This window comes from Luteitalea pratensis (assembly GCF_001618865.1).
GTDB classification, from domain to species: Bacteria; Acidobacteriota; Vicinamibacteria; order Vicinamibacterales; family Vicinamibacteraceae; genus Luteitalea; species Luteitalea pratensis.
This window is the reverse complement of the sequence record NZ_CP015136.1, coordinates 5,932,926-5,957,920: the sequence shown is the minus strand read 5'-3', so window position 1 is coordinate 5,957,920 and position 24,995 is coordinate 5,932,926. Positions and strand designations below refer to the sequence as shown.

At 68.8% G+C, this 24,995-nt stretch carries 16 protein-coding genes; 5 read left to right on the top strand and 11 right to left on the bottom strand.

What is annotated here, in order from left to right:
- Positions 1–22 precede the first annotated feature (22 nt).
- The 5 genes from LuPra_RS25045 to smpB all read left to right on the top strand — a co-directional run bounded on the left by LuPra_RS25045 (position 23) and on the right by smpB (position 5,878).
- On the top strand, positions 23–2,434 hold the full coding sequence (locus tag LuPra_RS25045) for a transglycosylase domain-containing protein (protein ID WP_110173291.1): 2,412 nt from the start codon (positions 23–25) through the stop codon (positions 2,432–2,434).
- A gap of 112 nt (positions 2,435–2,546) precedes the next feature.
- Positions 2,547–3,569: a DNA polymerase III subunit delta' gene (holB, locus tag LuPra_RS25040; protein ID WP_110173290.1), complete on the top strand. Its 1,023-nt coding sequence runs from the start codon at positions 2,547–2,549 to the stop codon at positions 3,567–3,569.
- Positions 3,570–3,572: 3 nt separating this feature from the next.
- A complete protein-coding gene (locus LuPra_RS34000; RefSeq protein ID WP_110173289.1) occupies positions 3,573–4,358 on the top strand; it encodes a PSP1 domain-containing protein in 786 nt (261 codons plus the stop codon).
- 8 nt (positions 4,359–4,366) lie between these two features.
- Positions 4,367–5,296, top strand: coding sequence for a 4-hydroxythreonine-4-phosphate dehydrogenase PdxA (gene pdxA / locus LuPra_RS25030; RefSeq protein ID WP_110174862.1), 930 nt, complete (start codon positions 4,367–4,369; stop codon positions 5,294–5,296).
- 66 nt (positions 5,297–5,362) lie between these two features.
- A complete protein-coding gene (smpB, locus tag LuPra_RS25025; RefSeq protein ID WP_110173288.1) occupies positions 5,363–5,878 on the top strand; it encodes an SsrA-binding protein SmpB in 516 nt (171 codons plus the stop codon).
- A gap of 172 nt (positions 5,879–6,050) precedes the next feature.
- On the opposite strand, the gene LuPra_RS25020 is transcribed toward smpB, so the two are convergent.
- From LuPra_RS25020 to LuPra_RS24970, 11 genes are all read right to left on the bottom strand, one after another.
- Positions 6,051–7,166, bottom strand: a complete 1,116-nt coding sequence (locus LuPra_RS25020; RefSeq protein WP_110173287.1) for a DUF1972 domain-containing protein — start codon at positions 7,164–7,166, stop codon at positions 6,051–6,053.
- A complete protein-coding gene (locus tag LuPra_RS25015) occupies positions 7,163–7,879 on the bottom strand; it encodes a class I SAM-dependent methyltransferase (RefSeq protein WP_157899638.1) in 717 nt (238 codons plus the stop codon). Before LuPra_RS25015 ends, LuPra_RS25020 begins: the two co-directional genes overlap by 4 nt.
- The gene (locus tag LuPra_RS25010; RefSeq protein WP_157899637.1) at positions 7,879–9,303 is read right to left on the bottom strand and encodes a sugar transferase; all 1,425 of its coding nucleotides are present in this window, start codon (positions 9,301–9,303) and stop codon (positions 7,879–7,881) included. Before LuPra_RS25010 ends, LuPra_RS25015 begins: the two co-directional genes overlap by 1 nt.
- 95 nt (positions 9,304–9,398) lie before the next feature.
- Complete coding sequence (locus LuPra_RS25005; RefSeq protein ID WP_110173284.1) at positions 9,399–10,370, bottom strand: glycosyltransferase family 2 protein; 972 nt, start codon at positions 10,368–10,370, stop codon at positions 9,399–9,401.
- 119 nt (positions 10,371–10,489) lie between these two features.
- Positions 10,490–14,023, bottom strand: a complete 3,534-nt coding sequence (locus LuPra_RS25000) for a hypothetical protein (RefSeq protein WP_157899636.1) — start codon at positions 14,021–14,023, stop codon at positions 10,490–10,492.
- Between the two features lie 129 nt (positions 14,024–14,152).
- Positions 14,153–17,104, bottom strand: coding sequence for a YfhO family protein (locus tag LuPra_RS24995; protein WP_234800543.1), 2,952 nt, complete (start codon positions 17,102–17,104; stop codon positions 14,153–14,155).
- A complete protein-coding gene (locus tag LuPra_RS24990) occupies positions 17,101–17,871 on the bottom strand; it encodes a class I SAM-dependent methyltransferase (protein ID WP_157899635.1) in 771 nt (256 codons plus the stop codon). Before LuPra_RS24990 ends, LuPra_RS24995 begins: the two co-directional genes overlap by 4 nt.
- The gene (locus LuPra_RS24985) at positions 17,868–18,908 is read right to left on the bottom strand and encodes a glycosyltransferase family 2 protein (RefSeq protein ID WP_110173280.1); all 1,041 of its coding nucleotides are present in this window, start codon (positions 18,906–18,908) and stop codon (positions 17,868–17,870) included. The genes LuPra_RS24990 and LuPra_RS24985 overlap by 4 nt, the downstream gene beginning before the upstream one ends.
- Complete coding sequence (locus LuPra_RS24980) at positions 18,905–22,474, bottom strand: glycosyltransferase (RefSeq protein WP_162472823.1); 3,570 nt, start codon at positions 22,472–22,474, stop codon at positions 18,905–18,907. The genes LuPra_RS24985 and LuPra_RS24980 overlap by 4 nt, the downstream gene beginning before the upstream one ends.
- On the bottom strand, positions 22,471–23,694 hold the full coding sequence (locus tag LuPra_RS24975) for an ABC transporter ATP-binding protein (protein WP_110173278.1): 1,224 nt from the start codon (positions 23,692–23,694) through the stop codon (positions 22,471–22,473). Before LuPra_RS24975 ends, LuPra_RS24980 begins: the two co-directional genes overlap by 4 nt.
- Positions 23,695–23,862: 168 nt before the next feature.
- Positions 23,863–24,948: a sialidase family protein gene (locus LuPra_RS24970; RefSeq protein WP_234800542.1), complete on the bottom strand. Its 1,086-nt coding sequence runs from the start codon at positions 24,946–24,948 to the stop codon at positions 23,863–23,865.
- Positions 24,949–24,995 lie beyond the last annotated feature (47 nt).

Sequence of the window (24,995 nt, the reverse complement as noted above, 5' to 3'; positions counted from 1 at the left end):
CTTCGGGTACGCTGGAGGTGCGATGAGGATTCGGTTCCCCCGAGGCGAGTGGCTCAGCGGGCAACGGCCCGGGCCGATGGGCCGGTGGCTGTTGTCACGCCCGCGCACGCTGGCCATCGGGCTGACGGTCGTGTCCCTGCTGGCATGGGCCGGATTTGCTGCATGCCTCTGGTTTGCGTGGGATGTCCGCCAGTCCCTTCCGGATCGCAAGGCCCTGTCGTCGGTCGGCGACATGGCCCAGGCGACGACCCTGTTCGACCAGTCCGACAAGCCGGTGTTCACGATCTTCAAGGAGCAGCGCATCGAGGTGCCGCTCGAGAAGATGTCGCGCAACGTCCGCGAGGCCGTTGTCTCGGTCGAGGACCAGCGGTTCTACGAGCACAGCGGCATCGACGTCGTGCGCATCGGCGCGGCGGTGCTCGCCAACATGAAGTCGGGCACGCGCGGGCAGGGTGGCAGCACCATCACCCAGCAGCTCGCGCGCATGAGTTTCCTGAACCGGAAGAAGACCTATACGCGCAAGGTCAAGGAAGCGTTTGCGGCGCTGCTGATCGAGCGCACCTACTCGAAGGACGAGATCCTCGCCCTGTACCTCAACAAGGCCTACTTCGGCGACGGCTACCACGGCGTCGAGGCGGCCTCGCTCGGCTTCTTCGGCAAGCACGCGAGTGAACTCGACGTCCCCGAGGCTGCCCTCATCGCCGGGCTCATCCAGTCGCCCTCCGCGTACGCGCCGACCATCAACATGGAGAAGGCGATCACGCGGCGCAACATCGTGCTGTACACGATGATGGAGAACCGCGTCATCGATCGGCCCGCGTACGAGCAGGCAAAGCGGGCCCGCGTGCGCATCGAGGACGGGCTGCGTCGCGACGAGCCCTACGGCCTCTATTTCAAGGAGGCCGTCCGGCGCGAACTGGTCGATCGCTTCGGCTGGCAGCGTGTCTCCGAGGGCGGGCTCAAGGTCTACACCACGATCGACCCCGACCTGCAGCGGCAGGCGGAGGCCATTCTCGAGCGCCGCCTGGCGGACATCGAGCGGCGCCGCGGGTACCCGCACTCGCCACGGGCGAAGATCACCATCACCGAGGACGTCGCGCCGCCGTACCTGCAGGCCGCCATCGTGGTGATGGACCCGCGCACCGGCGCGGTCCGCGCGCAGGTGGGCGGGCGCAATTTTCGCGAATCCGGCTTCAATCGCGCGGTGCAGGCGCGACGGCAGTCCGGCTCGGCGTTCAAGCCGATCGTGTACGCCACGGCGATCGAGCAGGGCCAGTCGCCGGGCTCGATCGTGGCCAACCTCAACGACCCGATCAACACGCCCTCGGGCGATTACGTGCCCGAGGACGAACATTCCGCCGCCGACAGCATGACGCTGCGGACGGCCCTCCGTACGTCGAGTAATCGCGCCGCGGTGCAGCTGCTGCGGACCGTCGGCATTCCGGAGGCCGTCAAGACGGCGCAGGCGCTGTCGCTCGGACGGATGCCGGCGGTGCCGTCGATGGCGCTCGGAGCCGGCGAAGTCACGTTGCAGTCGTTGACGGCGGCCTACAGCGCCTTTGCCGCCGGGGGCGTGGTGCACGAGCCCTACCTGATTCGCCGTGTCGAGGACCAGGACGGCGAGGTACTTCATGCGACCGAGTTGAAGGCGCACCGCGTGTTCTCGGAGCAGACGGCGTTCCTGGTCACGAGCATGCTGGCCGACGTGATCAACTCCGGCACCGCGTGGCGGGCGCGTGCCGAAGGCTTCCGGCTGCCTGCCGCAGGCAAGACCGGGACGACCAACGACTACCACGACGTGTGGTTCGTCGGGTACACGCCGTCGGCGCTGACGGGTGTGTGGATGGGATTCGATCAGCCGCGCGAGATCATCGCCAACGGTTACGCCGGTGAACTGGCCGTACCGCTGTGGTCAAACCTGATGGCCGTCGCCACTGCCGGTGACAAGCCCGAGGCGTTCAAGCGCCCGGCCGGCATCGTCGGTGTCGAGATCTGCCGCATCACCGGCAAGCGTTCCGTGGAAGGGTGCACGAAGGTGCCGGTGCAAGCCGAGGACGGCAACGTCGAGATCCGGTCGATGGCTTTCACCGAGTACTTCCGCAAGGGCACCGAGCCGCAGGAATTCTGCGAGGAGCATGCAGGCAACAACTTCCTCGAGCGGTTGGCAGGCTTCTTCGGCAAGGACAAGGACCTCAAGCCGGTCAGCGCCGATCAGGCAGGGCTGCCGGCCGGGACCATTCCGCGCGATGTCCCCGCGCCTCCCGCTAGCGCTCGCGAGGACGACGCCGCACGAGCCGACTCGGCCAGCACCGAGGCAGGGCGCGATGGCAAGGCGGCCAGCGACGCCGACCAGCCCGAGAAGAAGCGCGGGTTCTGGGGCCGCATCTTCGGACGTCGGGACAAGGATGAGGACAAGCAGAAGCCAAAACCCTGACGAACGCCGAACGTCGAACGCTGACTGTCTGCCGTAGCCTTGGCGAAGGCGGAACGCCGAGCTTCCCGAGGGCCGAACGCCGAAGGCTGATGGCCGAGGGTATGATCGACTCATGAGGCTTGCGGAGGTTCTCGGCCACGCCCAGCCGCGCGCCTTGATATTACGGGCGGTTGCGGCACGCAGCGTGCCGCAGAGCCTGCTCTTCGATGGCCCGGAAGGGGTCGGCAAGCGCACCACGGCCCTGGCGCTTGCTGCCGCCATCAACTGCCAGCAGCCAGGGATTGACGGCGACGGTTGCGGCACCTGCTCGTCGTGTCGTCGGATCTCCCGGGCGCAGCATCCCGACATCGTGTCGCTCGTGCCCAACGAGAAGGGCACCATCACCGTCGAGATGGCCCGCGACATCATCGGCCAGGCGGGTTACCGTCCCTTCGAGGCCAGACGACGCGTCGTCATCATCGACGATGCCGACAGCCTGCAGCCGTCGGCGCAGAATGCGCTGCTCAAGACGCTCGAGGAGCCGCCCCCGTCCTCCATGTTCTTGCTCGTCACGGCACGGCCCGATTCCCTGCTCGAGACCGTCCGCTCGCGGTGCCCGCGCATCCGCTTCGGCCGGCTTGGTCCCGCCGATCTCGCGCAGATACTGATCCGCCACTGCGGGGTGAAGGCCGCCCAGGCGCCCGGACTCGCGGCCATCGGCGATGGGTGCGTTTCGCGTGCGCTGGCGCAGGACACGGGTGAACTCGTCGAGGCGCGGGCGGCTGCCATGGCGCTGTTGCAGGGCGTGGCCGGCCGTCCTCCCGTCATGGCCAGGCTCGGGCTGGCGCAGAGGCTCGTGGAAATCCCGCGCAAGCGCGGGGCAGGCACCGATCGTGAGGTGCTGGCACGTCGTCTCGACGCGCTCTCGTTGCTCGTGCGCGACCTCGGTGTCCTGGGCGCCCCGCCTGTGGGCACGAGCGTCGCCGACGCGGCGCTTGCCAACCCGGATCTGGGGCGCGACCTCAGCGCAATGGCGCGGCACTTCGACACCGCTCGCGTGCTCAACTCGTTCGCCGCCGTCGACCAGGCGCGTCGCTCCCTCGATCGCAATCAGTCGGCCAAGGTCGTCGCTGACTGGCTGGCTTGTGAGATGTAAGCCATGAGCGACACGACGCTGCCTGTCGTCCCGCCTACCGCCAGCGTCAGGTTCGTGCCCGCCGGACGCCGACGCTCATTCCTGCTCCCGGACCTGTCGCTCGACGGCCCGCTCACGGCAGGTGACACGGTCGTCGTCAGCGAGGGCGAGCACGAGAGCATCGGGACCGTCGTTGCCGAGGCGCCTGCGGTCGCCGAGCGACGTGCGGGGGCACTGCCGGCCGACGGCTCCACACGCGTCGTCCGCCGGACCACGACCGAGGACGCGATCAAGCGCCTCCAGCAGCAGCACAAGGAGCAGGAGGCCTTCACGTTCTGCCAGCTGAAGATTCGCGAGCGGGCGCTCGACATGAAGCTCACCCGCGTCGAGTACGCGTTCGACGGGTCCAGGCTCCTGTTCTACTACACCGCCGAACAGCGGGTCGATTTCAGGGAACTCGTCCGCGACCTCGCTGCCTGCTTCCATATGCGGATCGAGATGCGGCAGATCGGCGTCCGTGACGAGGCGCGACTGCTGGGCGGCTACGGCCCGTGCGGTCGTCCGCTCTGCTGCACCACGTGGCTGACGACGTTCGAACCGGTCTCGATCAAGATGGCCAAGCAGCAGGGACTGAGCCTCAATCCGTCGAAGCTGGCCGGCGTGTGCGGTCGCCTGAAGTGCTGCCTCCGTTTCGAGTTGCCCAACTCGCGCGGCGAGCGGCACGCGGGGTGCGCGCAGGAGGGGTCCTGCAGCAACGGCTGCGCCGGTGACGGCGCGTGTGGCACCACCGGCTGCTCGTGCGGGAAGTGACCAGGGCCATGCCTCGTTCGTCGACCGCCCGTCCGCGCATCGCCATCACCGTCGGTGATCCGGCCGGCATCGGGCCGGAGATTGCCATTGCCGCGGCCGCGTCGCGGGAGGTGCGCGCGGTCTGCGAGCCGGTGCTGTACGGGCCGCATTCGGCGGCAGCCCTCGCCGGCTTCCCGGTGGGGCAGGTGAGTGCCGCGGCCGGCCAGGCGTCCTACGACGCGATCGTCGCCGCGGTGCGGGATGCGCAGGCAGGTGCGGTACACGCGATCGCCACTGGCCCCGTGCACAAGGAAGCGTTTGCCGCATGCGGGCTGCCGTGGAAGGGACATACCGATCTGCTGGGCCACCTGACGGGCAGTCCGCGGGCGGCGATGATGTTCCATTCGGAGCCGCTGCGGGTGGTGCTGGCGACCGTGCACGTCCCGCTTCGCGACGTGTCGCGCCTGCTGACGCAGGCCCTCGTCGAGGACATCATCACGCTGACGGCGCGAAGCCTTCCAGACTTCGGGTACATCACGCCGCGACTCGGACTTGCAGGCCTGAACCCGCACGCCGGGGAACACGGGCTGATGGGCGACGAGGACGACGCCGTCCTGCGGCCAGCGGTCGAGGCCTGCAGGGCACGTGGCATCGACGTACAGGGCCCGCTGCCCGGTGACACGGTCTTCCTCAAGGCCACGCGTGGCGCCTTCGACGTGGTCGTCGCCTGCTACCATGATCAGGGCCTGATCCCCGTCAAGTTGCTGGCGTTCGGGCAATCGGTCAACGTCACGCTGGGGCTGCCGATCATCCGCACCTCGGTCGATCACGGGACAGCGTTCGACATCGCGCGGCAGGGGACGGCCGACGCCACGAGCATGGTCAGCGCGATCACGCTCGCGGCTCGCCTGGCTTCTGCTCGCCTCGCTTCTTCTCGCCCCGCCTCGGGTAGCCCGTAGCCCGTAGCCTGTAGGCTGTAGGCTGTAGGCTGTAGCCCGTTAGCCTGTAGGCTCCCTGACACGATCATGGCCACCCACCAGACATCACAGCCGAAATCGGCACCCGCCAAACCTGCCGAGAAGACGCCGCGCCTGCTGGCCGACAACCGCAAGGCCGGCTTCGACTTCGAATATCTCGAGCAGTTCGAGGCCGGCGTCGTCCTGCTCGGCACCGAGGTCAAGGCGATCCGGGAAGGCCGCATCAACCTGCGCGACAGCTATGCGCGCGTGGAGCGTGGCGAGGTGTGGGTCTACAACATCCACATCAGCCCGTACAGCCATCGCGGCTATGCCGAGCACGAGGCGCTGCGCAGGCGCAAGCTGCTGCTCAATCGTGCCGAGATCCGCAAGTTGATTGGCCGCACGGTGGAGAAGGGCCTCACGCTCGTGCCGACGCGCATGTACCTGAAGAACGGGCGCGTGAAGATCAACCTGGCCCTCGCGCGCGGCAAGAAGGCCCACGACAAGCGCGAGACGATCAAGCGGCGCGAGACCGATCGCGAGACGCGCGCTGCCGTCAAGGAACGCGTCGATCGGCGGTGAATCGGGGTCCGTATGCCCGCCGACCTGAAGGTCGGCGGCTACACCTCAGGACGCCGTGGACGGTTCTCAAGGGCCCGTAGGCGTCGACCTTCAGGTCGACGCGAAAACGAATGGCGTCCCCAGGTGCGCGTAGGCGTCGAGCTTGCTCGACGCGCAGCTTCGGCGCAGACCTCTACTTATCCGCGTTCAACACGTCGAGGAGCACCCGCTCGTAGGCGGGGAGGACCTTGTCCCACGTGAAGTCCTCGGCATGTCGCGCATAGCTCGCGCGGCGCATCGCATCGAGCCCGTCCTCGTCGTCCAGCCCCTCGTCCAGCGCGGTCGCACATGCCTGCTCGCTGGCGAAGAAGCGGGCCCCCGGGCCGGCGACCCATCGATTGAAGACGTTGTCGTGCGCGAGCACCGGCGATCCCGCCCCGAGCGCCTCGACCAGCGACGGGTTCGTGCCTCCGACGGTGTGTCCGTGCACGTACAGGCGCGCGTGGTGGCGCAGCGCCTGGACGACGTTGGTGTCATACAGCGCGCCGGGAAAGAGCACCTGCGGGCCAGCCGCCGCCCGCACCGCCGCATGATACGTGTGGCCTGGCTCGTAGGCGCCGACGACCATGAGTGGATGCGCACGCGGCTTCGCCGACCATGCCCGAACGATCTCCAGCAGCGAGTTCTCGGGTTCCGGTCGCGCGATCACCAGCCCGTAGCCGCGCGGCTCCAACGCCCACGCGCGCAACGGGTCCACCGACGCATGTGTCACGCGATCGGCGCCGTAGGGCACCATCGTCGTCCGTCGGCTCCATCCACGCGCGGCCAGCAGCGCGGCGATCTCCGGATGGTCGGCGATGAGGTGGTTGGCGGCATAGCCGGCCACCCAGCTGTTGCCCCAGAACCATCCCCGGACGGGCCGCGACCACTTGCCGCGCTGCCACTCGATGCCGTCCATGTTGACCACGTGGCGGCGACCGCGCAGCCGATGCCACGGAAACAACACCGCCGTGTTGAAGCCGAGCGTCAGGAGCAGGTCATCGTGCCGCGCGGCGTCCCGGGCCGTCCAGGCATCGAACCAGATGCTGCCCAGTGGGCCCGCATACGGCGTCGGCACGTGCTCGAGACTCACGCCGCGCCACGTATCACGATGGAAGCCCGCATGGGTGGGCTCCTGGCAATAGACGGTGACGTCCCACCCGCGCTCCACCAGCCAGGGCGCGAGATGTTGCGCGCATGCCTCGAAGCCTCCGTGGCGATTGGGGATGCCGCGTGAGCCGAGGATCCGCAGCCGCCGTTGCCGAGTCACGCGCGACCCGCTGCCGGACGCGACAGCACCACGATCATGTCCGACAACGTGGTGTCGTAGTGGCCGGCCGAAAGAGTGCGGGTCACCGCACCGGCGATCGAGAGCGCGACGTCGGCGGCACGGTGCCGGCGACGGAGGTGCTGCGGCACCGGCCCTTCGTAGAGGTGCAGGGCCTCCACCGACAAGCCATGCGTCGTTGCGAGGTGGCGCAGCCCGGACGGTCGGAGCACCCACCGGAGCGCCGTCGGGAACTGGTCCGACCCGTCGGTGCCGACCGAGCGGTCGCCGAGTACGCGGCGGTAGACCCACACGTGGAACCACCACGGTGTGAAGCGCGTGACCAGGCCCTTGAGCGAGAGGATGTTGGGCAGCGCCACGACCGCCAACCCGCCAGGACGCAGGACGCGCGCCATTTCGGCGATCGCCCGTTCCGGGGCCGGCAGGTGCTCGAGCACGTCCCAGCACACCACCAGATCGGCCGACGCCGATGCGACCGGCAGCGCGGTGACGTCGCCCTGGGCCAGGCGACATGCCTCGCCGTTGCGCAACAACTGCGAACGGAGGATGTCGATCCCTACCACCCGCGCGCCAGCGGGATAGGCGAGGTGTGCGCGCGCGCCGCAGCCTGCCTCGATGACTCGTGGAGCGGGCTCGACCGTCAGGGTGCGAGTGACGAGCGCCTGCGCCCGCGCCAGCGGATCGACGGCGGGCACTACCTGGCGCCGCGGCCGAGCAGGACGGCGGGAATGGTCTTGAACGCGATCTTGAGGTCGAGCCAGAGCGACCAGTTGTCGATGTACTCCAGGTCGAGTCGCATCCACTCGTCGAATGTGAGCTCGTTGCGCCCGCTGATTTGCCAGAGACAGGTGAGGCCGGGCTTCATGCTCAGCCGGCGGCGCTGCCATGGCGCGTACTGGTTCACTTCCTCGACGACCGACGGACGGGGGCCGACGAAACTCATGTCGCCACGCAGGATGTTCAGCAGTTGCGGCAGTTCGTCGAGGCTGGTGCGGCGCAGGAACCCACCGAACGGGAAGACGCGCGGGTCGTTGGTCATCTTGAACGCGGGCCCGTCCATCTCGTTGAACTGCTCGAGCAGCGGCTTCAGGCGTTCGGCATCGGTCCGCATCGTGCGGAACTTCAGGAACGTGAAGCGACGGCCATGCAGGCCACAGCGCACCTGCCGGAACAGCACCGACCCCGGCGACGCGAGCTTGACGCCGATGGCGATGGCGAGCAGCACCGGGCTCAACAGCGCGAGCAGCGACAACGCGATCACGACATCGGCGACGCGGCGCACGGCAAGCAGCACCTCGTTGCCAGGCGAGTTCGAGAAGGTGAGGAGCGGAAAGTCCTCACCGAGCTGATCGAAGCTCAGATGCGAGATCGATCGCGGCAGGAAGTTCATCGAGAGCCGCACCACCGTGCCCTGCTCCTCGAGTTGCGCGATGACGGCGGCAATGTCGTGCAGGTCGCCGAGCTGTCCCGTTGCGGGCGCGATCAGGACTTCCCCGGCATGCTGCTCCTGCACCAGGCGAAGCAGGTCCTGGTAGGCGCCGAGGACGCGGAACTCCGACTGTGCCGTCCCGTGCCACCGTCCGTCGGTCACCAGGCCCGCGACTTCGAGGCCCCAGTCGCGATGCGCGTTGACCAGCGCCGCAGCGTCTGCCACCTCTTGCCGGCCGCCGGCGACCAGCACGCGTCGCGGTTGACCGCCTCCGATCAGCAGCCCACGCACCATGCGACGCAACCCCACCACGCTCACGAAATCGAGCAGCAGGAAGACGACGATGACCGGACGACTGATGAAGATCTGGCGCGCCGTGAAGATGAACGCGATCAGGAGGAGGCCGGCGATCGCGACCGCGCCGAGTATGACCGACGTCTCGCTGCTCAGCGTGCGTCCCTGCCGCCCGTACAGGCCGAGGGCATAGAACACCAGCGGCCACACGAGCAGGATGCACGCCAGGACGGGGAGGTACCACGCAAACGGCGGCAGCAATGGCGACAGGAAGGGGATGCTGTCGCCGGGAATCACGCCGCGGAGCGTGTAGGCGAGCGCCAGCGACAACACCGTCGCCAGCACGTCGCTGACCACGTAGGCGGCGTTGATGAGGCGAGCTCGCTCGGCGATCATGCCGCGTCCTGCTTCCGGCGGGGGGTGTCCTGGGCGATGGTGGGCACGCGAGTTCCTATTTTCCGCCAGCGGTCCGGGGGCCGCAACTCCCGGTATTATCCGCCGGCCCGCCGGAACCACGGGGCCAGTTCGGCCGACTGTCGTCGCCTCGTGCCAAGTACGTGCTTGCGCCACGCGAGCATCCGCGGCAGGAGCCTGCCGACGTCCAGCAGGCCGGGAATCGACGACCATTCCCGTAGCAGCACATAGCCGACCACCTGCGCGTCCCGCTTGAATCCGGGCCAGGCGTAACGCCACGCCAGGCCCATCGACTGGTTCTTCAGCCGTAGCAGGAAGCGATTCCGCACGGAGTATCGGTTGATGTCGGCCGGGAGTGCAGACCGCCGCTCCGGTGTCACGCGCCGCCGGTGCCAGGCGAGGGCGGCGGGGACGTACAGGCTGGACCAGCCGCGCCACTGCGCCCGCCACGCGAGGTCGGCGTCCTCGCGGTAGGCGAAGAAGGCCTGATCGAAGTACTCGCCGCGAAACGCGATGTCTTCGAGCATCGCGCGCCGGTACAGCGCGACGGCACCACTCGTCCCGAAGATCTCCTCGGGCCCGGACAGGAAGCGTCCATCGGCGAGTTCGCCCGCGCCTCGGTCGAGATGGCGCTGGTCCGGCGTCATCACGATCCCCGTCGAGTCGAGGACCGCGTCATCGTCCAGCCGCAGCAGACGCCCGGTCGCCGAGCCCGCCGCGTGGTTCGACTCGAGCGCGTCCACGAGCGTGCGGATGTACCCCTCCGACAACACCGCGTCCGGGTTGAGGCACAGGTAGTACTGGCTGGTCGCGCGACGAATCAGGGCGTTGTGGCCGGCCGAGAAGCCGACGTTGGCCTCCGAGCAGGTCTGCTCGCCGGGGCTCGTCAGGGTGTCCAGGAGCGCGCGTGAGCCGGCGGTCGACTCGTTGTCCCAGACATGGAGGAGCACCGACGGATGGTCCTGGGCACGAACCGATGCAATGCACCGCGCCAGCAGTGGATCGGGGTGCCAGGTGACGATGCCGACAAAGACCGAGGGGAGAGGCACAACGGCCTACAGCCTACAGCCTGCGGGCTGCGCGCCACGACTCAGGTCTCACGTCTCAAGTCTCAGGAAGGCTTCAAGCCTGAGACCTGCGACCTGAGACCTACGATCGGCAGCGCGTTTCAGCGAATCCTGACGCCCGTCTCGTTGGTGCCGGCGCCGAAGGCCTCGCCGCCGCCATCCCAGTAAAGGGCGCGCTCGATCACGATCGGCGTGCCGTTGACGCTTTCTACGCTGACGCCGAACATCTCGCCGTCCTGCAACTGCGCGAAGGCGTCCTGGCACGGCCCAGGCTGCCCTGCATAGCAGGTGAAGCGCGAATTGGCCGGTACCGTGAACGTGCCCGTCGTGACCGCCGCCCGGCCTCCCTCGCGCAGCAGCCGCATCTGCACCGTCGCATCGGACGCCGACGGATTGGCGATCAGCACGAACGTCTTGTACTTGAGCGCGCCGCCACTCTGGCCCTCGGCCATCGCCCAGTTGGTGCCCGTCGTGGTGACGCCGGCGCTGTTGTGCGCGTCGGTCCAGTTCTGGAACGCCCCGAACCAGTACATCGCGCGTTCGACGACGATCGGCTGTGGCGCCGATACCTCGGCCGAGACATCGATCTGTGTGGCCAGGGCATTGCGACCGGACACGCGGCGCAACTCGTCGTCGACGTATAACGTCAGCCGGCTGTTGGCTCGCACCGGGTAGATCGCCGTGTACGCGCCCTCGGGCGTGAGATAGCGCACCGTGGCGACGGTATCGGTCGAGGTCGGGTTGGCGACGAGCAGGTAGGTGTCGAAGTTCGGCCCGGTGGCCCCTTCAGCGACGAACCACCGGGTCGCCGGCGCCGTCACGGCCGCCGATGCATGGCCCCCTTCGAAGGTGCGCCCGCCTCGGTTGAAGTACATCGCGCGTTCGACGGTGATCGGCTGGTCCGCCGTGATGCGGGTCGAGAACGCCTTGCCGGCCAGCACACGCTGGCAGCCGTTGCCGCTGGTGCCCGGCGCGCACAACTCGTTGGCCCACACCGTCAGCCGCCCGGGAGTCGAGGGGAACTCGAAGGGCATCGACACCACCTGGCCATCTTCCAGGAGGAAGTCGACGGTGACCTTCGGCGCCACGTTGCCGGTGGCCGTCATCAGGATGAACGTCTGGAAGAAGCCGTTGGCCGCGCCTTCAGCCAGGAACCACTGCGTGGCCGGCGCATTGAGCGCCTTTCCGGTGTGGCCACCCCACGCGCTGTCGCCGAAGCTCATGGTCCGCTCGACGACGACCCCGCCGCGCAACGACTCGACGATCACCGATGCCGCGCGTCCCTGGCCGCCGTAGGTCGCACTCGGCAGCGCGTTGACGTTCACGGTGTACCGGCCGTAGGCGGCGATGGGAATGTCCTGCACGACCGGCGCCGGCGGTGCGGCCTCGCCGAGGTCGTTGCGCTGCCCGAACAGCACAATGACACGGGCAATCGCGGCGCGGTTCTCCGGATTGGCGATCGCGACACGCTCCTGGAAGAAGCCAGTGGAGCCTTCGGCAAGTTCCGACCGGTTGGCGATCTGCGGACTCGTGCCGGCCTCGAACTCGCCCTGGTTGGTGACCCCGTCGCCGTCCGGGTCGGCCGCCATGTTGGTCTGCCCGTAGAACGCCTGCCACTGCGCGAGCGTCATCGGCGCGTCGTACGTGCGAGCCACCTGCAGCGGGCCGCTGGCGTACTTGCCCAAGCTGTAGCCGGCCGCGTCGGTCATCTCCACGTAGACCTGGTAGGTGCCGGGCGTGACACCACCGGGCGTGGCCGCGAGATCCCAGATATAGGCGCCGGCCGACGCCGGCAGGTTGTTTGCGACAAGGCGCTTGCTGGACGGATCCGTGTCCGTGTCGATGTAGATGGCCACCCTCGCGTCGGCACTGGTCGCGGCGGCCGAGTAGCGCGCGTCCTGCGCCGCCCACTGCACCACGAACTGCCCCGCCGCGTCCGGCTCGTCGTCGGCGGCAAGCGTCACGTTCGAAAGCGTGAACGGCGTGTCCAGGATGCCTTCGGTGAGGTCGAGCCGGAAGTTGGTGATGTTGGAGGCGAGGGCGCCCCAGGCCGAGCCGGCCGGCAGGAACTGCAGGCCCTCAGCGGCGCATCCGATATCGGCCGCGGCGTAGGCACTGAGGTCGATCGAATACGTCCGCGGGCCGCCGTCCTGGACCGGCAATCCGCACGATTCGGCGAATGCCCCGCCGCGGTAGGCGGCCGTGCGCCAGATGACCCGCATCATCCCGCCGACCCCGGGGCGGCCGGTGACGGCATCGCGATCCTCGAGGAACGGCCGCGGCGCCAGCGGGTCGAACGTCGGCTGCACCGGGATGTCGTAGTCGATCGTGAACGTGAGCCGGTGGTAGCGGCGCGCCTGATCCGGGTTCAGGGCGAACCTCGCCCCGAGGTCGTCGTCGAAGAACCGCACCTGCGAGTCGCTCTGGGTCAGGCCGTACTGGCCCGACTTCCACGCGACCCCGGTGAGGCCCTGCGCCGTGAACGCAGCGTTCTTGATGTCGAACAACGCGCTTGTCGGCGACGTGTAGCGGAAGACGTCCTCGCGGTTGGCGAGATCCCAGCGGTCGCCGATGAGCGTGGTCGCCATGTCTTCGCCGCCGGTGAAATCCGGGTTCAGCACGGTGAAGGCGGGCGAGGCGTCGACCACGAGTGAGGCGCTGCGGCTCGCGCTGGTCCCGGCCGCGGTGATCGTCCAGGTGCCTGGTGTGAGATGGCCGTAGTCCCAGCTCACGCTGCTGTCGTCCGGGAACGAGCCGTTGGCGGCACGCGGATTGGGCGGGTTCCCGAGCGGCGTCAGGTCCTCCGGGAACACCTGCACGGTCTGGGTGCCGTCGGTGGCCGTGATCACCACGTTGCTACCCAGCGACTGCCATGACAGCGTCACCGCGCTCGGCGCCGTCAGGCGCATCCAGTCGATCTGCACCGTGCTGCCGACGGGTCCGCTGCCGGGCGTGACGCTGAGGCCCGCGATGTTGCCGTTCCACGGCGTGCCGGCGAAGCGATTGCCGATGAGCACGCGCGGGTCGGTCAGCCGGACGCGATAGACCTGCCATTCGTTGGCATTGCCCTGGCTGCCGATCGGGTTCTGGTTGATCCAGCGCGCGGTGTCGTTGTCGTACCCCTTGGCGAGCAGCAGGAGCACGCCAACCGGCGTCGACACATCACGGCGCCCCTTTTCCCACAGCACCTTCAACGCCTCGGTATTGGCCGCGGCCCACGAACGCTTGAGGCGGAACGACAGCGTCACGTAGCGGCCCGCGTCGATCGGCGTCTGCAGGCCGGTGTCCTGCCGCGCGTTCATCGCCCCCGGCACCCCACCGAACAGCATCTGGACCGACGGCGTCAGTTCCCGGGTCACGCCAGAGAAGATGCCGTTCTGCACGGTGGGATACGGCTCCCACGACGTGTATTCGTTGGCCTTGTCCTGCGGAGTGTCCTCGCCGAGCGAGTAGGCGTAGACGTAGTCGCTGCTCTTGTCGAAGTCCCAGGGATCGCCCTTGGCCTCGGCCGCATAGTCAGGGGCCGCCGGCACCGTGGACGACGCATTGCCGTTCACCCGGAGTGATTGCGCCTGGACCGGCCCGACAGCCAGCAACCCGAGCAGCACGCTCGAAGCCGCTGACGAAAAACGCACAGGGGAGCACATTTTTGAAAGCGCCGGGTCGGCGCAGGGGTGCCTGCTGCAATGTGCGTGTGCCCGAGGGCTCCGTGCACGTGCTGAAAAACCTGCCCGAAATCGATGGACACCATCACCGATGCCGCGTCAGGCACCGGGAGCGGGCGAGGACCGCGTCCGCCTGACGAGCCTGAGTGACGCAAAGGCGATACCACATACCGTCAGCAGCGTCAGACCGAGTGCCGGCCGTACGGAGGGCTGCCGAAACCGCATCGTGACGGTGCGACTCCCGGGCGGCACGGCGACCCCGATGAGCACTGCATCGGCCACCTGCCACGGGACAGCCCGTCCGTCGATGGAGACTTCCCAGCCGGAATGTGCCCGATCGCCGATGACGAGGACGCCCCCGTCAGGAGCGTCGACCCCAATCGTCCGGCTGTCGTCGTCGAGGCTGACCGAGGTCACCCGTGCGGTCGTCGACGGTTCCTGGGACGGCGGCGACGACAGCCAGGCGTCGCGTGCGGTGTCGAACGGCTGCGTATGCATTGCCGACGCGTGGAGCGACGGGTCGGCCACATTTACACGATGGGCGAACCAGGCGCGCGAACGGGCGTACGGGTTGCGATAGATATCGAGATCGCCGGCGCGCACGAGCGCGGCCTCGCCGAAGCGATCGGGTGCCGTCGAGAACGTGCGGAACCAGAGCGAGCGCGGGTCCGCGACATCGTCGATCCGCAAGGTCGTCCCGAGGGCGGACGGCGTGCCCGTCGCCAGTATCGTGGCGCTGCTGTCGTAGTCGCTGCCCTCGCTCCGGATCACGACGATCAGCGAGCGGCCCGCCGATTGCTCCAGGGGCGCCCACGTGAGACGCCACCAATCGTTGTCGCGCAACGTCGCCTGGTCGACGCTGCCGCGCGACACGACATGCCCATCGTCGGTCGTGACCGTCCAGCGCCAGACCCCGCGGTTGTGCCTCGCATAGGTGGCCACGAGGAAGTCGACGCCACGCACGCCGTCATGTCGCACGGGAATGGTGAAGGTCACGGTGCGGCCGTCCAGCATCCGGCCGATGGGCGCATAACCACCTGCGCGCGGTGTCAGGTCGAGCGGCGCGGTGACGATGTAGCGCGCGCCGAGGACGCCGAGCATGCGCAGGTCCAGCGTCTCGCGGCGAAGGCCGACGTAATCCCACGTCGCGGGCCGCGCCGCCGCGTCCGTCCCGGGCGGCTCCTGCGCCAGGCGCATGTAATGCTGGTAGTCCGCGTCGCCGTGGAAGTCGAAGCCGGTAACGGTGGACAGCCCGTACATGCCCCATACATGCCCTTCGATCAGGTCTGCGGCCGTGTCCACGGGCGCGATTCGCGTCTCCGACGACCGCTCGCGCAGCCAGTCGAGGCTGTCGGTGATGGGGTAGTACTGATCGCGGGGAACACTGGGGTTGAAGCCGCGGTGCGCCTGGATGAGGTCGGCTGCAGCGAGCGCCACGAGCAGGAAGCCGCAGGCGCGCCGGCGCCGCTCGTCGGCCATCCACGTGCCGACTCCCATCACCAGCAGGCTGCCTGCGGCGATCACCGCGAAGCGGAGCACCTGCCCGCGCTCGAAGGGCTGCAGCCGGTGGATCCGCAGGTCCGGCAGGAAGGTCAGCAACGCGGCTGCGGTGATGGCGGCAAGCGCCGCGCCGACAAGCAGCGGGCCCGCCAGGTGCCACGCCCGCCGGCGCCGATCCGGCTCGGCGATCCACGCGTGCACGCCGAGTCCTGCCAGCACCGCCAGCCCGCATGCCGCGAGTGCATACCAGCGGAGGGGATTGGATTGCGACTGCCCAGGAAGCAGTACCAGCCAACGGCCCGGGATGCCGCCGTAGGCTCGTGTCAGCGCGATTCCCGTGAGCGCGACGAAGGTCCAGCGCACCGCCGACAACTCGCGCGACAAGCGCGCGACGAGCGAGAAGCCGGCCAACAGCGCGACGACCACGCCGAAGTAGGCGACGTGTTCCGGGTAGTTCGCGGTGGCGTCGGGATGCCACCAGTTTCCGCGCAGCGGCGAGCCCCAGAAGTCGGGAAGCGCCAGCGTCGCGAGATTGGCCCAGGGGGCACCTTCGGGGGACATCACCCGGATACTGGCGGGGGATCCGCGCAATGCGGCGAGCATGGGCCAGAGCGCGACGGCACCGACACAGAGCCCGAGGACGCCCCCTGCGAGAAGGGCCCCTATCGCCCGCCCGACTGATGTCACCGATCCATCACCGACGCTGGTCACCTCATGGTGACGGACGCCTCGGAGAGGCGTCCCTACCTGCAACGTTGCGATCCATAGCTCGGCCAGCGCGTAGGCACCGGCGCCGAAGAGGCACACGAGCGTGGTCGCGAGGTAGGTGCCGAGGAGCAGGGCGCCGATTGCGAGCGCGAGGCCCGCGACGTCGAGCCACGCCCCTCGCCGCACGCACCGGCGGACCTGGCGCAGCACCAACGGCAGCCACGCCGCGACGGTCGGCATCGGGGCGCTGAGCCACATCAGGAAATGCCCGTTGAGTCCGTACGCGACCCCGGCCGCGGCGGCGGCGACCGGGCCTGCCCCGAGATCGCGCAGGAACAGCCACATGGCCATGGCGGCGACGAGCAGGCGGAGCGGGCCGTACCAGTTGACGGCATCCTCGGACGGCAGCAGGTAATACGGAAGGCTGAACGGGGAAAAGGCCCGGCCGACGTCGAGCCCGTTGAAGAACGCCGGCACGCCGGAGAGGCGCGTGTCGTCGTAGTCGGGCAGCTCGCCTTGCCGGAGGCGCGCGAAGTGCGAGGCCATCAGCGGCTGGTGGTAGAACGCCTCGTCGGATCGCGTCGGGTTGGCCGCTGGCGTTCGTGGCGCATCGTGCGCCCACGGGTAGAACTGGAACACCAGGTCGGCGGGCGAGAAGATCTCGCCGTATCGCCATTCGCGCTCGAACAGCGCGAGCAGTGCGACCAGCATCACGGCAAGCAGGGGCAGCACGGCACGGCCCGTCGCTACCCGGGAGGTCGGCGGGGGCTCGACTCCCCACTCGCGACTGCCGACTCCCGACTCCCGACTCCCGACTTCCGACCCGCGTTGCCCGATTGTCATCGTCGTGCGACCAGCGCGAACTGCGACGCTGCGCGCCGCAGGCCGGGCACCGCCAGCCATGCACGATCGAAGGCGAACACGGCGCGCCAGAACAGGGTCGACTCGCTCCGCACGAGCCATGGCAGTGGACCGCCGACCACGTCGATGTAATCCAGCCGCGCGTCCGTGAAGCCGGCCAGCTGCGCCTCGGCCATCAGCATGTAAGGATCGAGCGACGTTTCCTGCTCGGCATGGACGGTGCTTCGGCGGCGGAACCATCCTTCGAGTACGAGGCGCAGAAGTCCGCGCGCGTTCGGGTCGCGGATGTACAGCCATCCCGAGGGCGTCGTCCACTCATGCACCAAGGCCAGCAGGCGACGCCGCTGATCCGGCAGGAAGTGATGGAACACGCCCATGGCGTACACCAGATCGAACTGCCCGGGAGCGAAGCCCTGCGTGTCGATGGGGCCCACGATCACGTCGACGTTGTGGACCGCTGCGGCCCGCAGGCGATCGCGCGCCGCGGCGGCCGCGGTCTCCGAGAGTTCGACGGCCGTCACGTGCCGGACGAGGGGAGCAATCGCGAGTTCGTAGTCGCCGAGCCCGGCGCCGATCGAGAGCGCACGCATGTCGGGTCGCAGCGTCACCTCGCGACGCAATGCCGCGACGTTCCAGGCCACCAGCCGGCGAAAGCCCTCGCGCTCGAAGAAGCGTTCTTCCAGGGCGCGGGCATACCAGGCATTCTCGTGCGCGCGCTCCTGGTCGATGATGGCGTCATCGGGCGTCACGCCGTCTCTCCCCGGGCGGTCAGCCAGCCGATGTGCCATTCCCAGAGCGCCGTCACGCCGAAGAGCATCACGGTCGGCCAGTGGCGAATCGGCGTCGTCGACCAGAGAACGCCGAGGCCCCCCAGCAGCAACACGGCGTCGAAGGCGACGATGGCGCCATGCGCCGCTGGCCACAGGATCAGCCCCTGCATGGCGAGGACCGTGGCAAGCAGGACGGGCACGTAGTCGACCGCACGTTTTCGCCCGTGCATGCGTACGAGCCGCCGCTCGGCCGCGCCATAGCGCCGCATCATGCGACGGAACCACGCGAACGTGCCAGGGCGATGGTGGTGCACGATCGCCTGGGGCACGTAGTAGAAGGTTGCGCCTTGCGCCGCGAGTCGCAGGTCCAAATCGACGTCCTCGCCAGGCCAGAGGCCCTTGGTGAAACCGCCGACCGCGCGTACGGGACCGATCAGATAGGCGCTGCAGCAACTGGCGTTGTGCTGCACCGGTCGTGGCCGCTCATCGCCGCGCGTGTAGTCGCTCACGATCGACGCGGCCCGGAAGAACGCCTCGAAGCCGTCGCGCAGGGCCCGCCGCCCGGGCGGGAACACGTTCACCTGCTTGCCACCGACACCGGTCGCGCCACTGCTTTGCAACCCCTCGACGAGGGCACGCGCCCAACCCGCGTCGGCGACGCAATCACCATCGGTGAATGCGACGATGTCACCGCGCGCCGTCTCGATCCCGAGGTTTCGCGCCGCAGAGGCGCCGATCGCGGGAGTACGCACGACGCGCACGCCGGCCGCGTCGGCCACCGCTGCCGTGTCGTCGTCCGACCCGTCGTCGACGACGATGATCTCGACGAGGGGATGGTCCTGCGCCGCCAGGGCCCGCAGGCATGCCGGCAGCGTTGACGCGCTGTTGCGCGCGGCCACGATGACGCTGACGAGCGGCTGTGCGGAGAGCTCGCCTTCGGGCTGCAGGCTGCGGGCTGCAGGCTGACTGTCTCCGGTACCCGGTACCCGGTACCCGGTACCCGGTTCGTTTGTCACTTCGCCCTCGCCTTGCGACGGGCTCGACGGATGGCGACGGCGTTACGCACCGACATGCCTGCGCGCACCGGGCCCCATCGTTTCATCGCCTCGACGTCGCCTTCCTTCACGCCGAGTCGCAGGGCGGTGCGCTTGAGCCAGCGGGACGCCTTGAAGCTTTCCGACAGGTGGGCACGGAACGCGACGACCTCGTGCTCGCGATCGGCGGCGAACATCGGATCCGCGCACCACTGCCGCAGGGGTTCGACCACGCGATCCCAGGTCATCGCATCGGCAACCGTGCCGAGCGTCTCCCGCGCCGTGCGCCGCATGGGTTCCGCATCGAGCATCTCGGCGATCGCGACGGCCAGCGCATCCGGGTCGCCGGGCGGGACGGCACGCCCGAGTCCCCTCGCGCGTACGAGGTCGCCGAAATGGTCGCCCTCGGTGCAGACGATCGGCAGTCGCGCCCACAAGTAATCGAGCATCCGCGTGCGGAACGCGTAGCGCGTCTCGAGATGGGCGTGATGCGTGCTGACGCCGAGATCGGCTTCCATCAGATAGAGTGCGCGCTCGTCGTAGGGCACCCAGTCGTTGAAGATCACGTACGAGCCGGCGACGCCGAGCGACTCGGCCAGTCGGCGTGAGCGCTCGACGACGGCCATGGGCGCGACCTGCGGATTCGGGTGCTTCACGCCCATGAAGAACAGCTTGACGTCGTCGCGGGTGCGCGCGAGTTGCGACACGGCGGCGATCAGCGTTTCGGGGTCCTGCCAGTCGAGGAGCGATCCGCCCCACAGCAGCACGCGATCGGTGCTGCGGACGCCCGGGTGGACGCCCTTCATCACGCCGGCAGGAAGGCCGCGCCGCAGCCGCGACTCGCGGGCGCGATCCGCGGCGAGCGCGACAGGCTCCGAGGGCAGGCCGAACGGCACGACGTCGATCAGGGATCGCAGGTCGGGGTCGCGCGCGAGGGTGCGCGGATTGACCCGGCCTGCGGTGTGCAGCGTGCCGATCCAGAAATCGCGTTGCCGTTCACTGGCGCAGATGAAGTAGTCGGCCTGCTGCAACTGCGCATTCTGCACGGCCAGGATTGAGGCCGCGTCGGACTCGTGGGACGACGGTACCAGCGCACCCGCGGCGCGATGCTGCTCGAGATGCTCGATGGTGAACGGGCAGTACAGGTCGGCGACGATCGGGCACACCAGTTCGGACAGGAACGGATACGACGTGAGCGCGAAGCCCTGCACGATCAGGGCGTCGGCGGTCTCGGCCTGCGCCTTCAGCGCCGCCGGCCGCGCCGGATCGAACGGCACGAGCGCCACGCGATCGTCACGGACTTCGAGCGGGGCAGGGGCGCAGACGGTGACGCGTGCGGTGCGACTGAGTGCGCGCGCCATCTCCAGCACACGGATGGCCGGGCCCGACATGTTGATGCGCAGCGACTCGTGAGTCAGCAGCAGCACGTGCGGGCGGATGCCGAGGCGCGCCCGCAGCCCGAGCGCCTCCACGAGCGCCTTCTGTGCGGCGCGATAGGACTTGCGGCCATCGAGTTCCTCGAAGGGCCGTCCGAGGAAAGGCAGCACCTGGTCGTCGGGGACCCGCCGGCGCTGCTGTTGGGCGTCGTGCAGCGCCAGCAGGCGCGGCAGGTCCTGCAGTGTCGCGCCGATCGCCGCCCACTCGGGCATCGGCACGCCGGCCAGCACGCGTGGCGCACCGGCTCGGCCCGGTGTCGGGCTGACGTCGTAGATCCCCGCGCTCGGCGCGTGGCGGCGGTGGCGCTCGAGCCACGGGCGCAGGAGATCGCTCAGCGGGGACCGCAGCCAGACCAGGTCCTGCGCCACCCGCAGACCCGCGAGCATCAGCACTGCCGGCAACACGTGGGGCAGCGTCCGATCGTCGTAGTTGCGGATAGCAATCCACAGTGCGTTGCGGGCGAGCACGAAGCGCTTGTGCGCGTGCGGTTGGGTGCCGACCGTGGCGCCGTGTCGGTGATAGGCCACGGCCTCGGCCACGGTGTGGATGCCATGTCCGGCCATCCGCAGCCGCCAACCAAGGTCCACGTCGTCGTAGTAGGCAAACAGGGCGGGATCGAAACCGCCGGCGTCCTCGTACGCCCGCCGCGTCACGGCGAAGGCGCCGCCGTTGGGGAAGAACGATTCCGCCAGGGCCATCCCTGGCGTGTAGGTCTGCCCGAACTGCTCCTGGAACCCTCGCGCCTCGAAGCTGGACGTGCCACGCACGAAATCGATGCTGGAGCCGTCCCAACTCATCACCCGCGCACCCGTGCAGGCCGTCGCGTCGTCGAGCCCGTCGATCAGGCGGGAGACGAGCGTCGGCTCGAACTTCATGTCGTTGTTCACGAACACGAAAACGTCGCCCGTGGCTGCTGCGACGCCCGCGGCATTGCCCCCGGTGAAGCCGCGGTTCTCGGGCAACGCGACGACGCGGACCTCGGGGAAGCGTTCCGCGATCAACGTGCGGCTGTCGTCCACCGAGCCGTTGTCGACGCAGATCAGTTCGAGCAGGTCGGCGGGGTAGTCGCTCGCGCGCAGCGATGCCAAGCAGGCCTCGAGATGGTCGCGTCCGTTCCAGTTGACGACGATCACCGAGACTCGCGGCCGCGTCACCGGCAGGCCAGAGTCGGCGACGGCACGGGCCGGCGTCGGTTGCGGTACGCAAGCGTCGCGCGCAAGCCCGCGCGCTTCGCGCACGCGCAGCAGGTCCGGGAGTTCGAGCGCGAACGCGTGCAGGGCCGCGAGGCGCACGGCAGTACCCGTTTCGTCGCGTGGCCAGAGCGTGTCGGGCGGCGGGCCGCCGAACCGGGTGCGCAGGCGCGTCGCAAGCGACGCGCGTCCCCAGTCGCCGCCGAACGAAACGTTCGCGGCGTCCAGCCCCGTGGCGGCCCAGGCCTCGGCCAGCAGTGAGACGAGCGCCGTGCTGATCCGGCGGCCGAGATCCTCGGACGACGCATGCGCGAACGCGAGGCGAAGTCGATTGCGCCAGGACAGGAACGTCGCGAACGGCGACGCGTACGGGTACGAGACGTCGGACACCCCGATGGCCGGCAGGCCGAGACGGGTGATCGGCGTATCTGCACGCGCCAGGCGGGCGGCGATGTCGTCGACCACCCCGATCGACCAGAGTGTCTCGTCGAGCCCGCCCGCGTCGAGGACGGCTTCGCGGTGGACGGCCCAGACCGCCGGATCGGCGTCGATGTGATTGGTGTCGCCGGCTGCAGCCGAGAGCAACCGGTCGCGGAGAGCGGCCTCCGCCTCCGGGTCTGCCACGCGTCCTGCTGGCAGCACCAGCATCGCGGTGTCCAGCGCCGCGACGATCGCGCGAAGCGCGTCATCGTCCGGGGTGGCGTGGACGTCGGCGACGATCACGTGTGGCGCCAGCGTCCGGCCGAGGCCCTGCATGATGCACGCGGCAGCCCCGCGTGGCGCGGTGACCTCGTCACGGGCCAGGACGATCTCGACTTCGCGCTGCAGGGCGCGGCTCAGGCGTTCCCTCCACGCGGCGCCAGCATCCCAGGCAGGCCAGCGCGCGCCATGGACGATGGCCGCCAGGCGTGGTGTGGTCACGGACCGACAGGCTCCCGTGTCGCGGCAGGCACGAGGTGCCATGTGCCGCCGAGCGTCACCTTGCCGAAGCGCTCCAGCGTGCCGCCTTCGGTCACGGTGAAGGTGGCGACGCGTTCACGGTGATCGAGCGGTTCCACCAGATGGTAGTCGTAAGCCGAGACCGAGACGACATAGCGCCCGGGCAGCAGTGAAAGGTGGTCGATCGTGTAGCGGACTTCGCCGTCGCCCTCGACGGCGGGAATCGCCAGGCCACCGGTGCGCGTGTTCGGGCCCGTCAGGTGCGTGCCGTCCTCGTGGTAGACGGCGAGGCCGAACACCGGTCGGGGCACGCGCGCGGCCGCCCGATAGCCGAACGCAATCGTCAGCGTCTCGCCGGTCCGCAGGCTGGTGACCGGCTGGTCCTGCGCGTCGAGCAGGCGGACGCGCGGAATCTCGATCTCGCGCGAGCCCCAGCGGTGCTCGCCGGCGACCTCACCGCTCGCGGCGGCGATCTGGTGGTAGCGGGCAATGACGTCGGCGGCCGGGCCGATCGACACGAGTTCGCCCCGCTGCAGCAGGCATGCACGGGCGCACAGCCGCTCCACCAGCAACAGGTCGTGCGAGACGATGATCACGGTCACGCCCTGCGACTGGAACTGCTGGATCTTGCGGAGGCACTTGCGCTGGAAGGCCTCGTCGCCGACGGCCAGGGCTTCATCGACGAGCACGATCTCGGGGTCGAGGTGGGCCGCCACCGAGAAGCCGAGGCGCATGTACATGCCCGACGAGTAGTTACGTACCGGCGTGTCGATGAAGCGCCCGAGCTCGGCGAAGGCGACGATCTCGTCGAACTTCGCGCGAATGATGTCGGTCGGCACGCCATGCAGCGACGCGTTCAGGAAGACGTTGTCACGGCCGGAGAGATCGGGACTGAAGCCGGCACCCAGTTCAAGCAGCGACGTGATCCGCCCGGTCGTCGAGACCGTCCCGCCGTCGGGCTCGAGGATGCCGGCGATGATTTGCAGCAGCGTGCTCTTGCCGCAGCCGTTGTGGCCGATGAGGCCGAGGGTCTCGCCTCGCGGGACCTCGAAGCCGACGTCGCGGAGCGCCCAGAACGTCTCGCGCGCCTCGCGCCGCCCGCCAACCAGCCCGACGAGCCGCTCCTTGAGCCCGCTTCCGCCCCGGTGGTACAGGGTGAAGCGCTTGGACACGCCGTGCAGCGCAACGGCAGGGGCAGACACCCGGGAAGTATAGCGGGCCCGAGACCCCAGAAGGCCCGATCTACTTCCAGAAATTGCAGGAATTTCAAGAAGTTCAGGAATTTCGCGACGGTGCTGCCATCACTCGCCGATCGCTCCGACGCGGCACGCCACCATGAAATTCTGAAATCATGAAATCCTGAAATTGCCCTACTTCCCCCTGATCCAGTCCTCCGTCACCACGGCGTGGTTGATGACCTTGCGCGCGTCGCTGGTGTAGACCACGTGGATGCGGCCGTCGCGAGCCTGGAAGGCGATCGGGTACGCATAGCTGTTCTTGCCCGTGGCCAATGCCTTCTTGACGGGCCACGTCCGATCCTGGTCGTCGGAAAGGGCCAGCATCAGGGGACTGCGCTCCCACATGTGGTCGTTGTAGACCAGCAGCAGCGCCCCCGATGAGAGCTTCAGGAAATCGACGGCCGAGTTCGGGTTGGGGAAGGCGGAATTGCGCCCCTCGCCCCAGGTCCGGCCGCCATCGGTGGATTCGCCGCGTACCAGCCAGCCGTCCGTGGTCGGTCCGTAGCCGCCGCCGCGACGCGAATAGGCGATCAGGTGGTTCGGCGCGATTTCGACGACCGCCGGCTGGATGTTGCCGTTGGCAGAGCGAATCTCGCCGAGCGGCTCCCAGACCTGCTTCTTCGTATCGAACCGCAGGAAGCGGGACGTGCTCTTCGGGCCGACACGTTCGGTATCGAAGCCGTCCTCGAAGTAGATCGGCAGCAGGTAGCTGCCATCGTGCAGCACGATTGGACGATTGCGCACCATCATCCCGGCTTCGAGCACCAGGGGGAACGCATCCGACCACGTCGCCGCCATGTCGCGCGACACCTTGGCCTGGATACGCGAGGTGCCCCACGTGTCACCGAAACGGACCACGTAGAACAGCCAGACGAGGCCATCGGGCGCCTGCCAGATGACGCCGTTGCCGACCGACCGGAACGGGTCCTTCGCCAGCGCCACGGGCGCACTCCAGGTCGTGTCGCCCTTGCGGAGCCGGGAGCCGAACACCGTCGTATCGCGCGCGTACTCACCCTGCCCGCCGTAGTACACCAGGTACAGGTCACCGTTGGACAACTCGGTCAGGCACGCGGGGTGCTTGTAGGGGCCGGTTGCCGTTTCCGGCCCGAACACCTTCGTAATCACCGGGTCGGCCGGCGTGGCCTGCCCGGAGGCGGTAACGGTGCCGAGGGCAACGGAAAGAAGGGCGAGGCCGGCAAGCAGGACGTGACGCATCATGACTCCTCGAATGGCCGCCCGGGGACGGCTTTGGACACGGGCGGTAC